This is a genomic window from Delftia acidovorans NBRC 14950, assembly GCF_001598795.1.
Classification (GTDB): domain Bacteria; phylum Pseudomonadota; class Gammaproteobacteria; order Burkholderiales; family Burkholderiaceae_C; genus Comamonas; species Comamonas acidovorans.
Map to the genome: position 1 here is coordinate 317,118 of NZ_BCZP01000006.1, position 11,890 is coordinate 329,007.

Sequence of the window (11,890 nt, forward strand, 5' to 3'; positions counted from 1 at the left end):
GTTCAATAAAACTATTGCGTGATATTTTCGAGAATCATACTTCAGCAATGGAGCGAATCAGTATCATGCATTCTTCTTTCATTCCGTCATTTCCCTCGCAAGTACGCCGCCTTGCATTGATCGCCCTTCCATTTCTCATCGCCTTTTCAGCGGCAACGATGAACACCAATGCCTTTGCCGGGGGCGTATTCTCCCCCACCAGCTCCAGCATTTCACTGCCCGAGGAAATAACAGTACCCGGAAATTACTCCAACGGATCGACGCTATGGAAGTCTACGGCAACCGTATTTAATCTTAAAGCGGTGCTGAACACGGCATTCGAGTACGATGTTTCCAAAGCTGTTGTAGCCGCCAATGTTCAATCCGGAAACAAGACGCCCGGATACAATAATGTCTACAGCACCAATATTCCCGGCATTGGAATCCGCTGGTGGGCAACATGGCGCGGCCCCAGCGCTCCCAGTGGCAGAACCATGCCCATTACCACCGAATCAGAAAATCATTCGGGCGCGCTGGGTTATTTCTGGAATGTTTCATCCACCCAGGATGTCTGGATCGAGCTGGTGAAAACCGGCAGCGTTTCCGCTGGCGTGCTAACGGGCTCCGGGATGAACGTCGATATGCGATTCCAGTGCCCCAACTGCATCGCAGGAAACGTCAACCTGTCCGGCCGCACCAGGGTGGTGGTCGGTCCCTCCTGCTCGGTGGCCGCCTCGACCATCTCCGTACCCATGGGCGCTGTGCCCATCCTGCGATTCACGGGCCTCCAATCCACCTCCATCCCCCAGCACTTCGACATCACGCTGGAATGCAAGGGCGGCGCGCCCGAAAGCGTTCTGCGCCCCCACATCACGCTCACCGATGCCAACGACACCAGCAATCGGAGCACCGTCCTGACCTTGAGCCAGACCGCGCCAGACGGCAAGCCGGTTGCCACCGGAATAGGCATACAGATATTGAAGGATGGCACCGCTCTCGGCTACGGCCCGGACTCCAACGTGCCTGGCAACACCAACCAATGGAGTGCGGGAACCATCGTCCAGGGCGTTGCCCAGTTCAAGATCCCGCTGACTGCCAAATACGTGCAGACCGCTGCGGCAGTCACGACGGGGCAGGCCAACGGCAGGGCCACCTTCACGCTGAACTACCAGTGAGCAGCGTCCCCGCCCTCAGGGCTTCTTGTCCAGCTGCATTTCCCAGGACTTGAGCTGCTTGGTGCGGGCGCGGGCGAAGTCGCTCCAGCAGTTGGCGCGCGCATCGTCCTTGGCAAAGCTGGCGGAATTGAATTCAGAGAGGAACTCGCAGGCACTGCGCGCGTACTGCACCCAGTTCCTCTGCGCCACTTCCAGCTCTTCCGACGCCTGGGGCATGCGGGCCTTGAGCTTGAGCGACAGCGAGGCGTAGGCGGCCTTGACCATGGCCACGTTCTGCTCGTGCAGGCAGGCGCGCACCTCGGACATGTTGGTGGAGCTTTCCTCGCAATTGCCCGAGCTGGTGGGATTGGCGGCCCAGGCCACGGGGCTGGCACACAGCAGGGCGGCGCAGGCGAGAGGGGCGAGTAGGGACGCTAGGGCTTGGTGCATGGAAGAGGGCTCGCTGGGAGGTGCCGGTGGGCGCAGCACCCCGGCCGTCGCGATTACACCATCGACCCGCCCTGCCTCGGGCCCACATTTCCCTGGTGATCACCCTGATGCAGCGACTCAAAGTGCATAAACATGCTCCCAAAGCTTTGTTGCCGTGGGTCAAGGGCGGCCAGAAGATGCGGGCGTACGCATCTTTCGTTCGTCCCGACCGCCCCGCTCCCGCCATGCACACAAGCCCCACCCTGCGCCGCCAGCCCCGCGCAACCCTTTCCGTATCCCTGACCTTCATCGCCGCCGCGCTAGCCCTGGCCTGCACCCAGGCCCGGGCCGATGCCACGCTGGACAAGATCAAGCAGCGCGGCAAGGTCACCATTGGCGTGCTGGTCAATGGCGGGCCCTTCGGCTCCATCGACCCGTCCACCCAGCAGCTGGTGGGCTGGAACCCCGAGCTGGCACGCGCCCTGGCCAAGGGCCTGGGCGTGGAGGCCGAGCTGGTCCAGGTGCAGACCGCCACGCGCGTGCAGTTTCTGCAGGCCGGCAAGGTGGATCTGCTGATCGCCTCCATGGAGCTGAACCCCGACCGTGCCGAGACCCTGGGCTACGCGCCCACGCCCTTCTACCGCGTGGGCGGCATTGCCGCCGTGCGCAAGGGCAGCGGCATCGCCAGGTGGGAAGACCTGCGCGGCAAGCCCGTGTGCGTGTCCCAGGGCAGCAGCTTTGCCAAGCCGCTGGCCAGCGAGTACGGCGCCCAGGTGCATGGCTACAAGAGCTCGTCGGACTCGCTGCTGGCGCTCAAGGGCGGCAACTGCGTGGCCGCCGTGCATGACAGCACGCTGATCTACCCGCTGCTGCGCAGCAACCCCGAATGGGCGCAGTACTCGGCCCCCATCGCCAGCGAGGTGCTGCCCGCGCCTTCCGTGGTCTGGACCCGCAAGGGCGAGGCCGACACCATCGCCGCCGTGGACAAGGTGGTGCAGGACTGGCACCGCACGGGCTGGCTGATTGCCGCCGAAAAGCGCGTGGGCATCGAGCCGGCCAACCCGCTGCTGCCCGAGCTGCAGGCCAAGTTCAAGTCCGCCAGTTGACCGCCGACCGCCACGGCGGTCCACCCCTACTTTTTTCCGACCACCCAGGCCCAGGCCCCGCAAGACGGGGCCGGGCCTTCCGTTCCCTGATGGATTCACGCATGCCCCGCCTTCTTCCCCCCCTTGCCGCCGCCCTGGCCCTGCTGCTGGGCGCCGGTGCCGCCCACGCCGATGCCACGCTGGACAAGATCAAGCAACGCGGCAAGCTGTCCGTGGGCATTGATGGCGCCAGCCCGCCGTTCGGCGTGCTGGACCCCGCCACCGGCAAGACCGGCGGCTACCAGACCGAGCTGGCCGCCGACATCGCGCGCCGCCTGGGCGTGCCGCTGGAGACGGTTCCCGTGACGGCCTCCACGCGCGTGCAGTTCCTGCAAAGCGGCAAGGTGGACCTGTTGATCGCCAACATCCAATGGACGCAGGAGCGCAGCGAGATCCTCTCGTTCGCGCCCACGCCCTATGACCTGATCGGCGGCGGCGCCCTGGTGGCCAAGGCCAGCGGCATCAAGCGCTGGGAAGACCTGCGCGGCAAGGTGGCCTGCGTGTCGCAGGGCAGCAACTTCGCCAAGCCCCTGGCCGAGAGCTATGGCGCCGTGGTCAAGGGCCTGCGCGGCATTCCCGAGTCGCTGCTGGCGCTCAAGGGCGGCACCTGCGCGGCTTCGGTCCATATCCAGCCCGCGCTCTATGAAAAGCTCACCGGCCCGAATGCAGCCGAGTGGAAGGACTTCGAGCTGGGCACGCAGGACCAGTTGATTCCCTCGCCCACCGTGGTGTGGACGCGCCGCGGCGAGGCCGATACCCAGGCCTTCGTGGACAAGGCCATCCAGGACTGGCACCGCACGGGCTTTCTGCTCAAGGTGGCCCGCGCCAGCGGCGTGCCCGACACCTGGATCGCCGAGCGCCACGAACGCGCGCTGAAGGGCCAGTTCGACCGCGCGCCCTACGACTTCGCGGTGTATGCGGCAGCACAAGCCGATGCGCAGGCAACCCAGGCCGCCGCCAAGGGAGCCAAGCCATGAAGCCGACTCGCACCGCACTGGCGGCCCTGCTAGCCCTCACGGCCCTGGCAGCCCATGCCGACGCCACGCTGGACCGCATCAAGCAGCGCGGCAAGATCGTGGTGGGGGTGATGCTTTCGGGGCCGCCGTTCGGCACCATCGACCCCGTCACGCAAAAGCATGTGGGCTACAACGTGCAGCTGTCCGAAGGCGTGGCCAAGGGCCTGGGCGTGGGGGTGGAGACCGTGCAGGTCCAGCCGTCCAACCGCGTGCAGTTCCTGCAGCAGGGCAAGGTGGACATCCTGATCGCCAACATGCAGTGGACGCAGGAGCGCAGCGAGATCCTGTCCTTCGTGCCCACGCCGTTCGAGGAAGTCGGCGGCGCCGCCATCGCCAAGAAGGGCAGCGGCGTGCGCCAGTGGGACGACCTGCGCGGCAAACCCGTGTGCGTGTCGCAGGGCAGCAATTTCACCAAGCCACTGGCCGATCAATACGGCGCCCAGATCAAGGCCTTCCGGGGCCAGCCCGAGTCGCTGCTGGCCCTCAAGGGCGGCAACTGCGCGGCCGCCGTGCATGTCAGCCCCACGCTGCGCGAACTCGTGGCCAGCAATGCGGACTGGAAGGACTACGAGATCGTCTCGCCCGCGGACATCATTCCCTCGCCCTCGGTGATCTGGCTGCGCAAGGGCGAGTCCGACACGCAGGCGGCCATCGACCGCATCGTGCAGGACTGGCACCGCACGGGCTGGCTGATCGAGGTGGAGCAGCGCAACGGCATGACGCCCACGCCGCTGCTGCACCAGCTGCACGACAAGTTCAGGAAGGCGCCCGCATGAGCACCCACACCAGCACCAACACCAGCACCAGCGGCCACATCACCGGCCCCGCCGACCTGGTCACCGCGCTGCGCCACGCCCTGGGCGATGCCCATGTGCTCACGGGTGCCGATGCGGCCGGCTACCTGACCGACCAGCATGGCCGCCTCACGGGCCAGGCCCTGGCCGTGGCACGGCCTGCCGACACGGCCCAGGTGGCGCAGCTGGTGCGCCTGTGCCGCGCCCACCGCACGCCCATCGTGGCCCAGGGCGGCAACACCGGGCTGATGGGCGGCGCCACGCCCGACGCCTCGGGCCACGCCGTGCTGCTGTCGCTGGCGCGCCTGAACCGCGTGCGCGCCATCGACACCGACAACGACACCCTGACCGTGGAAGCCGGCGCCGTGCTGGCCCATGTGCAGCAGGCAGCGCGCGATGCGGACCGGCTGTTTCCCCTCAGCCTGGGCTCCGAGGGCAGCTGCACCATTGGCGGCAACCTGTCCACCAACGCGGGCGGCACCCAGGTGCTGCGCTACGGCAACGCGCGCGAGCTGGTGCTGGGCCTGGAAGTGGTGACGGCCGAGGGCGACATCTGGGACGGCCTGCGCGGGCTGCGCAAGGACAACACCGGCTATGCGCTGCGCGACCTGTACGTGGGCAGCGAAGGCACGCTGGGCATCATCACGGCGGCCACGCTGCGCCTGCATCCGCTGCCCCGCGCCCAGCACACGGCCCTGCTGGCCTTTGGCTGCATACGCGATGCGGTGGCCTTCCTCAGCCAGGCGCGGGCGGGCTTCGGCGCCGGCCTGACGGCGTTCGAGCTGATGTCGGACACGGCCCTGGGCCTGATAGCCCGCCATGTGCCTGAGCAGCCGATACCGCTGGCGCTCAAGGCGCCCTGGTTTGCGCTGATCGAGCTGTCCGACAGCGAGGGCGAGGACCATGCGCGCCAGCGCTTCGAGTGCGTGGTGGGCCAGGCCTTCGAGGACGGCCTGGTCACCGATGCCGCCATTGCCGAGAGCCTGCAGCAAAGCCAGGCCCTGTGGCGGCTGCGCGACCAGGCCCTGGGCGAGGCCCAGCGGCGCGACGGCCGCAACATCAAGCACGACGTGTCGGTGCCCATCTCGCGCATCCCCGACTTTCTTGCGGCCACGGCCGCGCTGCTGCAGGCGCGCTTTGGCGCCGTGCGGCCCGTGGCCTTCGGGCACCTGGGCGACGGCAACCTGCACTACAACGTGTCGCACGCGCCGGACAGCACGCCCGCGCAGCTGTTTGCCCAGGAAGACGCCATCCACGAGGTGGTGCACGACAGCGTGCACGCCCATGGCGGCTCCATCAGCGCCGAGCACGGCGTGGGCCAGACCAAGCGCGACCTGCTGCCCCGCTACAAGAGCGCCGTGGAGCTGCAGCTCATGCGGCGTCTCAAGCAGGCCTTCGACCCGCTGGGCCTGCTCAATCCCGGCAAGGTGCTGCAGGCCCTGCCGGACGATTTGCAGCACGACTTGCCGCAGGTTTCTCCAACGCCAGCCGCCGCATTCCAGGAAGGCCCCACGCCATGACCACGCCCTTTCCCCTTTCGCAGCGCGTGCAGCGCGTCAGGCTCTCGCCCAATGCTGCGGCCAGCGCGCGGGCCACGGCCCTGGCCCGCCAGGGCCGCGACATCATTGCGCTGACCACGGGCGAGCCCGATTTCGACACGCCCGAGCCCATCAAGCAGGCCGCCATCGCGGCCCTGGCCCGTGGCGAAACCAAGTACACGCCCACGCCCGGCACGGCCGCGCTGCGCCAGGCCATCAGCGCCAAGTACCGGCGCGAGAACGGGCTGGACTTCGACGCCGGGCAGATCATCGTCAGCAACGGCGGCAAGCAGGTGATCTACAACGCGCTGGCGGCCACGCTGGACGCGGGTGACGAGGTCATCGTGCCGGCGCCGTACTGGCCTTCGTTTCCCGACATCGTGCGCGTGAACGACGGCACGCCGGTCATCGTGGACTGCGGCATTGAGCAGGGCTTCAAGCTCACGCCGGCCGCGCTGCAGGCCGCCATCACGCCGCGCACGCGCTGGCTGGTGCTGAACACGCCGGGCAACCCCTCGGGCGCCGTCTACAGCCGCGAGGAACTGGCCGCCCTGGCCCAGGTGCTGCGCCAGCACCCGCAGGTTCTGGTGCTGCTGGACGAGCTGTACGAGCACATCTGGTTCACGCCCCAGGCCCCCGCGCACTGGCTGGCGGTAGCCCCCGACCTGCGCGAGCGCACGCTGCTGGTCAACGGCGTCTCCAAGACCTATGCCATGACCGGCTGGCGCATCGGCTGGGGCGCAGGCCCGGCCGCGCTGGTGCAGGCCATGGTGGTGATCCAGTCGCAGGCCTCGTCAGGCCCCAATTCCGTGGCCCAGGTCGCAGCCGCGGCGGCGCTGCAGTCGCCCGACCAGAGCTTTGTGCAGCAGGCCCGCAACGCCTATGCGCGGCGCGCGCAACGGGTCACCCAGGCGCTGGACCAGGTGCCGGGCCTGGCCCTGCTGCCGCCGGGCGGATCGTTCTTTGCCTTTGTGCACTGCGGCGCGCTGATAGGCCACCTGCGCCCGGACGGCCAGCCCATCGCCAGCGACACCGACCTGACCGAATGGCTGCTGGAGTCCGAAGGCGTGGCCGCCGTGGATGGCGGGGCCTACGGCCTGTCGCCGTACTTCCGCATCTCCACGGCCGCCAGCGACGAGGTGCTGGCCGAGGCTACGGCCCGCATCGCACGCGCCGTGGCCGCGCTGAAAGACCCCGCTGCACAAGCGCAAGCGCATGCACAGCCGGCTGCCCTGGAGGCCGTGCCATGAACGACAGCCTGCTTGCCCAGGGCGTGCAAGCGCTCAAGGGCCTGGGCCTGAACTACGCCTTCGTGCTGGACGTGTCCGAGCGCCAGGCCTTTGTGCGCGGCATGTTCGTGACCGTGCAGCTGGCCCTGCTGACCATTGCCGGCAGCCTGGCGGCCGGCGTGGCGCTGGCGGCGGCCCTGACCTCGGGCCGCGCCTGGCTGGCACGGCCTGCGCGCGCCTTTGTGGAGGTCACGCGCAACACGCCCACGCTGGTGCAGCTGTACTGCGCCTTCCTGGTGCTCAACATGCTGATCACCCAGCAGCTGCGCGACTGGGGTGCGGGCAACAACCCGCTCACGCCCTTTGTCTGGGTGGTGATCGTGGTTTCGCTGCACAAGGGCGTGTTCCATGCCGAGGCGCTGCGCGCCGGCATCGAGGCCGTGCCCGCCACCACGCTGGAGGCAGCGCGCTCGCTGGGCTTTTCGCAGCGCCAGCTGCTGGTGCGCGTGCAGCTGCCGCTGGCCGTGCGCTTTGCCCTGCCCTCGCTGACCAACAACCTGGTGGACCTGGTGAAGATGACGGCCGTGGCCTCGGCCATTGCCGTGGGCGACGTGACCTACGAGTCCATCATGATCTGGTCGCAGCGCGACAACGTGCTGGAGCTGCTGCTGCTCATCCTGCTGTGGTTCGGCCTGCTGACCTGGCTGGTCAGCCTGGCGGGCCGCTGGCTGGAGCAACACCTGAGGATGCCCGGCTATGGCCAATGAAGCCACCCTGAACACCGGCGCCGCGCCCCGTCCGCTGCCCGCCGCCCTGCTGCGCGCGGCGCGCAGCCCCTGGCTGATCGCGGGCGCCGCACTGCTGGCCCTGTGCGCCTGCTGGGCCGCCACGGACAGCGCCCCGCCCGCCTTCGTGCACCTGTGGAAATGGCTGCCCGCGCTGCTGCGCGGCCTCCTGGTCAACATCGAGATCAGCGTGCTGGCCGTGGCCATCGGCACCGTGGCCGGCCTGGTGCTGGGCGCCCTGTCGCTGTCGCCCACGCCGGCCGTGCGCACGGGCGTGCGCTGGTATGTGCAGCTGTTTCGCAATGCGCCCATCCTGGTGCTCATCTACTTCACCACCTATGTGTTCCCGTTCGAGCTGAAGCTGGTGAGCTGGACCTTTCCGTTCCCCGACTGGGTCAAGGTGGTGCTGGGCCTGGCCCTGCCCACCAGCGCCAACGTGGCCGAGATCTTCCGGGGCGCCATCCAGTCCATTCCCAGCGCGCAGTGGGAGGCGGCCCAGTCGCTGGCCTTTCGCCGCAGCGAGATCTTCCGCCTCATCGTGCTGCCGCAGTGCGTGCGCCGCATGCTGCCGCCGTGGATGAACCTCTACGCCAGCATCACCATGAGCACCTCGCTGGCCTCGCTGGTGGGCGTGCACGACGTGGTGGACACCGCCCAGATCGCCAGCAACACCGTGGCACGCACGGACTTCACCATCCTTGTGTACTTCACGCTGCTCGCGCTTTTCTTTGCCTATTGCTATCCCATCGCCCGGGCAACCCGGGCATTGGAGCGACGCCATGAACGCCACTGACTCCTTTCTCTCCCAACTCGCCACGGCCGATGCCCCCGCAGGCACGGCGCCCGCACTGGTCCACCTGCAGGATGTGCACCTGTCCTTTGGCGACAACCAGGTGCTCAAGGGCATCGACGTGCAGGTGCGGCGCGGCGAGGCGGTGACCATCATCGGGCCCTCGGGCTCGGGCAAGTCCACCATCCTGCGCTGCATCACCGGCCTGCTGCGGCCCCAGCGCGGCGCCATCTCGGTGGCGGGCACGCGCGTGGATCAGCTGCGCACCGAGGCCGAGCTGATCGCCCTGCGCAAGCGCGTGGGCTTCGTCTTCCAGCAGTACAACCTGTTCCCCCATCTGTCGGTGCTGGAGAACCTGGTCATCGCCCCCACGCGCGTGGTCGGCCGCGACCGCGCCACGGCCGAGCGCGAGGCCCGCGCCCTGCTGCAGAAGGTGCGCCTGGACCACAAGGAATCCGCCTACCCCGGCGAGCTGTCCGGCGGCCAGCAGCAGCGCGTGGCCATTGCGCGCGCCCTGGCCATGCGGCCCGAGCTGATCCTGTTCGACGAAGTGACCTCGGCCCTGGACCCCGAGACCGTGGGCGAGGTGCTGACCGTGATCCGCGACCTGGTCAGGGACGGCATGACCTGCGTGCTGGTCACGCACGAAATGCGCTTTGCCGAAGAGGTCAGCGACCAGGTGTATTTCACCGAGGCCGGCCGCATCGTCGAGCACGGCCCGGCCGCCCAGATCTTCGGCAGCCCGCGCAGCGAGCGCACGCGCGAATTCCTGCAGCGCGCCCTGGGCGATGGCGCCCGGCCCAGGCCTGCGCCAGCCGCCCCGGCCACAACGCCGCTGCCCTTCAACAGCCTGCGCTTTGCCCTTTGATCCCCCACCTCCAGGAGCACATCCCCATGACCGCAGAAACAACGACTGAAACCCCGGCCGGCACAGGCGCAGATACAGGCACCCATACAGACGCCACCACACTGCGCCGCCAGGCCGTGGACGCCGCCCTGGCCGACGTGCGCCAGCTGCTGCAGGCCGGCGCGCCCGACCGCAGCACCCTGTCGGCCATCACCGCACGCCTGGAGCAGCTGGCCGCGCACAAGGCCTTGTTCAGCCGCGCGGACTTTCCCCCGCCCGCGCAGACCGAAGGCGTGGGCGCCTCCACGCGCTACCGCCTCAACCCGGCCGATGGCGATGCGGGCCTGGCCCTGTACCTGAACTCCATCAACCCCGGCAAGACCACGGCCCCGCACAACCACACGACCTGGGCCGTGATCGTTGCCGTCGAAGGCCAGGAGCTCAACCGCCTCTACGAGCGCACGGACGACCGCAGCAACCCCGCACGCGCCAGCATCCACCTGGCGCGCGAATTCACCGTGCAGCCGGGCGCCTCCATCGCCTTCCTGCCCGATGACATCCACAGCATTGCCGTCGTGGGCGAGCAGCCCACGCTGCACTTGCATCTCTACGGCCAGCCGCTGGAAACCCTGAGCGGCCGCGTGGCCATCGACCCCGACACCGGCGAAGTCAAGAACTACAACGCCGCCTACTTCCGTCCCAGCGAGGCCGTGGCATGAGCATCCCCCAAGACAAGCACCGGCCCCTGGGCCCGTCGACCCGCCTGCTGCACGCAGGCACGCCGCCGCTGCAGGGCGGCTCCGGCCCCGTCAACGTGCCCGTGGTGCGCACCAGCACCGTGCGCTTTGCCGACAGCGCCGCCTACGCCGACCTGCACCACCGCCGCGAGGCCGGCGAGCGCGTGGCCTCCTACGGCCGCCACGGCCTGGACACGCACCGCGCGCTGGAAGACGCCGTGGTCGCGCTGGAGGGCGGGCACCGCGCCTTTCTCACGCCCTCGGGCCTGTCCGCCATCACCCTGGTGCTCATCGCCCTGCTCTCGCCCGGCGACCATGCCCTGGTGGCCGACAGCGTCTACTCTCCCGTGCGCCGCGTGGACGCCACCTTGCTGCAGCGCCTGGGCATCACGCTGGAGTACTTCTCGCCCTCGCGCGACGATCTGGCCGGCAAGATCCGCCCCAACACCCGCCTGGTCTACCTGGAATCGCCCAGCTCCCTGCTCTACGAGGTGCTGGACCTGCCCGCCCTGGCCGCCGTGGCGCGCCAGCACGGCATTGCCGTGGCCACCGACAACACCTGGAGCGGCGGCTGGTTCTACCAGCCCCTGGAGCACGGCGCCAACCTCTCCATCCAGGCCGCGACCAAGTACATCGCCGGCCACTCCGACGTGATGCAGGGCATCGTCATCACCGACGGCCCCGCGCTGTCGAAGAAGATATCCACCGCCTACGAGGCCCTGGGCCTGACCATAGGCGCCGACGACGCCTACCTGGCACTGCGCGGCCTGCGCACCCTGCCCGTGCGCCTGGCCCAGCACCAGCGCCACGCCACCGAAATCGCCCAGTGGCTGGAGCAGCACCCCCAGGTCGGCCGCGTCTTCTACCCGGCCCTGCCCTCCGATCCCGGCCATGCGCTGTGGAAGCGGGACTTCAGCGGGGCCAGCGGGCTGGTCTCGTTCGCGTTTGCCGAAGGGGTGGACGCCGGTGCCGGCGCCGTGTTCGTTGACTCGTTGCGGCAGTTTGCGCAGGGGGCGTCGTGGGGCGGGTACGAGAGCCTGGCGCTGGTGGCGCAGCCTGAGCGGTTGCGGGAGCACAGTGTGTGGACGGGGACTGCGCCTGTGGTGCGGCTGCATGTGGGGCTGGAGGATCCTTTGGATTTGATTGCGGATCTGGAGAGGGGGTTTGGGGGGGTGGTGGAGCGGTTCAGGCTGGCTGCCTGAGATTTTTTGGGCGCTGCTGCGTTTGCTGCGTTTGCTGCGTTTGCTGCGTTTGCTGCGTTTGCTGCGTTTGCTGCGTTTGCTGCGTTTGCTGCGTTTGCTGCGTGCGCTGCGCTTGCTGGTTCTGGCCCTGCCGGGGGGTTTCTTTTCGAGGCCGGGTCTCGGCCCGGCGGCCGACCTACCTTCTTTTGCTTCGCCAAAAGAACGTAGGCCAAGAAAAGGCGACCCGGATGTCCGCGACCCTCCGC

The 11,890-nt window shown here is 68.5% G+C and carries 13 protein-coding genes; 12 read left to right on the forward strand and 1 reads right to left on the reverse strand.

Annotated features, from left to right (window positions below; genetic code table 11):
• Nucleotides 1–65: 65 nt before the first annotated feature.
• Nucleotides 66–1,154, forward strand: a complete 1,089-nt coding sequence (locus DA1_RS10420) for a fimbrial protein (protein ID WP_269784350.1) — start codon at nt 66–68, stop codon at nt 1,152–1,154.
• Between the two features lie 15 nt (nt 1,155–1,169).
• Here the strand turns inward: DA1_RS10420 and DA1_RS10425 are convergent, their stop codons facing one another.
• Nucleotides 1,170–1,583 carry a lysozyme inhibitor LprI family protein gene (locus DA1_RS10425; RefSeq protein WP_034397148.1) on the reverse strand — a complete coding sequence of 138 codons (414 nt, stop codon included), beginning with the start codon at nt 1,581–1,583 and terminating at the stop codon, nt 1,170–1,172.
• A gap of 224 nt (nt 1,584–1,807) precedes the next feature.
• On the opposite strand from DA1_RS10425, the gene DA1_RS10430 reads away from it, so the two are divergent.
• The 11 genes from DA1_RS10430 to DA1_RS31170 all read left to right on the forward strand — a co-directional run.
• Complete coding sequence (locus DA1_RS10430; protein WP_034397149.1) at nt 1,808–2,668, forward strand: transporter substrate-binding domain-containing protein; 861 nt, start codon at nt 1,808–1,810, stop codon at nt 2,666–2,668.
• A gap of 101 nt (nt 2,669–2,769) precedes the next feature.
• On the forward strand, nt 2,770–3,684 hold the full coding sequence (locus DA1_RS10435) for a transporter substrate-binding domain-containing protein (RefSeq protein ID WP_034397150.1): 915 nt from the start codon (nt 2,770–2,772) through the stop codon (nt 3,682–3,684).
• Nucleotides 3,681–4,499 carry a transporter substrate-binding domain-containing protein gene (locus tag DA1_RS10440; protein ID WP_034397151.1) on the forward strand — a complete coding sequence of 273 codons (819 nt, stop codon included), beginning with the start codon at nt 3,681–3,683 and terminating at the stop codon, nt 4,497–4,499. The genes DA1_RS10435 and DA1_RS10440 overlap by 4 nt, the downstream gene beginning before the upstream one ends.
• Nucleotides 4,496–6,037, forward strand: coding sequence for an FAD-binding oxidoreductase (locus tag DA1_RS10445; protein WP_034397152.1), 1,542 nt, complete (start codon nt 4,496–4,498; stop codon nt 6,035–6,037). Before DA1_RS10440 ends, DA1_RS10445 begins: the two co-directional genes overlap by 4 nt.
• On the forward strand, nt 6,034–7,305 hold the full coding sequence (locus tag DA1_RS10450) for an aminotransferase class I/II-fold pyridoxal phosphate-dependent enzyme (protein ID WP_034397154.1): 1,272 nt from the start codon (nt 6,034–6,036) through the stop codon (nt 7,303–7,305). Before DA1_RS10445 ends, DA1_RS10450 begins: the two co-directional genes overlap by 4 nt.
• Complete coding sequence (locus DA1_RS10455) at nt 7,302–8,051, forward strand: amino acid ABC transporter permease (RefSeq protein WP_034397155.1); 750 nt, start codon at nt 7,302–7,304, stop codon at nt 8,049–8,051. Before DA1_RS10450 ends, DA1_RS10455 begins: the two co-directional genes overlap by 4 nt.
• Entirely contained in the window at nt 8,041–8,862 is an 822-nt protein-coding gene (locus DA1_RS10460; RefSeq protein WP_034397156.1) for an amino acid ABC transporter permease, read from the forward strand. Before DA1_RS10455 ends, DA1_RS10460 begins: the two co-directional genes overlap by 11 nt.
• A complete protein-coding gene (locus tag DA1_RS10465; protein WP_034397157.1) occupies nt 8,849–9,727 on the forward strand; it encodes an amino acid ABC transporter ATP-binding protein in 879 nt (292 codons plus the stop codon). Before DA1_RS10460 ends, DA1_RS10465 begins: the two co-directional genes overlap by 14 nt.
• A 26-nt stretch (nt 9,728–9,753) precedes the next feature.
• Entirely contained in the window at nt 9,754–10,425 is a 672-nt protein-coding gene (locus tag DA1_RS10470) for a cysteine dioxygenase family protein (RefSeq protein ID WP_034397158.1), read from the forward strand.
• Complete coding sequence (gene metC, locus DA1_RS10475; protein WP_034397159.1) at nt 10,422–11,645, forward strand: cystathionine beta-lyase; 1,224 nt, start codon at nt 10,422–10,424, stop codon at nt 11,643–11,645. The genes DA1_RS10470 and metC overlap by 4 nt, the downstream gene beginning before the upstream one ends.
• A 22-nt stretch (nt 11,646–11,667) precedes the next feature.
• On the forward strand, nt 11,668–11,890 hold a 223-nt coding region (locus DA1_RS31170; protein WP_218017175.1), incomplete at its 3' end, for a hypothetical protein.

Bases quoted from the DNA above. Each gene is read 5' to 3' on its own strand.
- DA1_RS10465 (WP_034397157.1), top strand. From the start codon at position 8,849: ATGAACGCCACTGACTCCTTTCTCTCCCAACTCGCCACGGCCGATGCC.
- DA1_RS10455 (WP_034397155.1), top strand. From the start codon at position 7,302: ATGAACGACAGCCTGCTTGCCCAGGGCGTGCAAGCGCTCAAGGGCCTG.
- DA1_RS10420 (WP_269784350.1), top strand. From the start codon at position 66: ATGCATTCTTCTTTCATTCCGTCATTTCCCTCGCAAGTACGCCGCCTT.
- DA1_RS10430 (WP_034397149.1), top strand. From the start codon at position 1,808: ATGCACACAAGCCCCACCCTGCGCCGCCAGCCCCGCGCAACCCTTTCC.
- DA1_RS10450 (WP_034397154.1), top strand. From the start codon at position 6,034: ATGACCACGCCCTTTCCCCTTTCGCAGCGCGTGCAGCGCGTCAGGCTC.
- DA1_RS10425 (WP_034397148.1), bottom strand. From the start codon at position 1,583: ATGCACCAAGCCCTAGCGTCCCTACTCGCCCCTCTCGCCTGCGCCGCC.
- DA1_RS10470 (WP_034397158.1), top strand. From the start codon at position 9,754: ATGACCGCAGAAACAACGACTGAAACCCCGGCCGGCACAGGCGCAGAT.
- DA1_RS10435 (WP_034397150.1), top strand. From the start codon at position 2,770: ATGCCCCGCCTTCTTCCCCCCCTTGCCGCCGCCCTGGCCCTGCTGCTG.
- metC (WP_034397159.1), top strand. From the start codon at position 10,422: ATGAGCATCCCCCAAGACAAGCACCGGCCCCTGGGCCCGTCGACCCGC.
- DA1_RS10445 (WP_034397152.1), top strand. From the start codon at position 4,496: ATGAGCACCCACACCAGCACCAACACCAGCACCAGCGGCCACATCACC.
- DA1_RS10460 (WP_034397156.1), top strand. From the start codon at position 8,041: ATGGCCAATGAAGCCACCCTGAACACCGGCGCCGCGCCCCGTCCGCTG.
- DA1_RS10440 (WP_034397151.1), top strand. From the start codon at position 3,681: ATGAAGCCGACTCGCACCGCACTGGCGGCCCTGCTAGCCCTCACGGCC.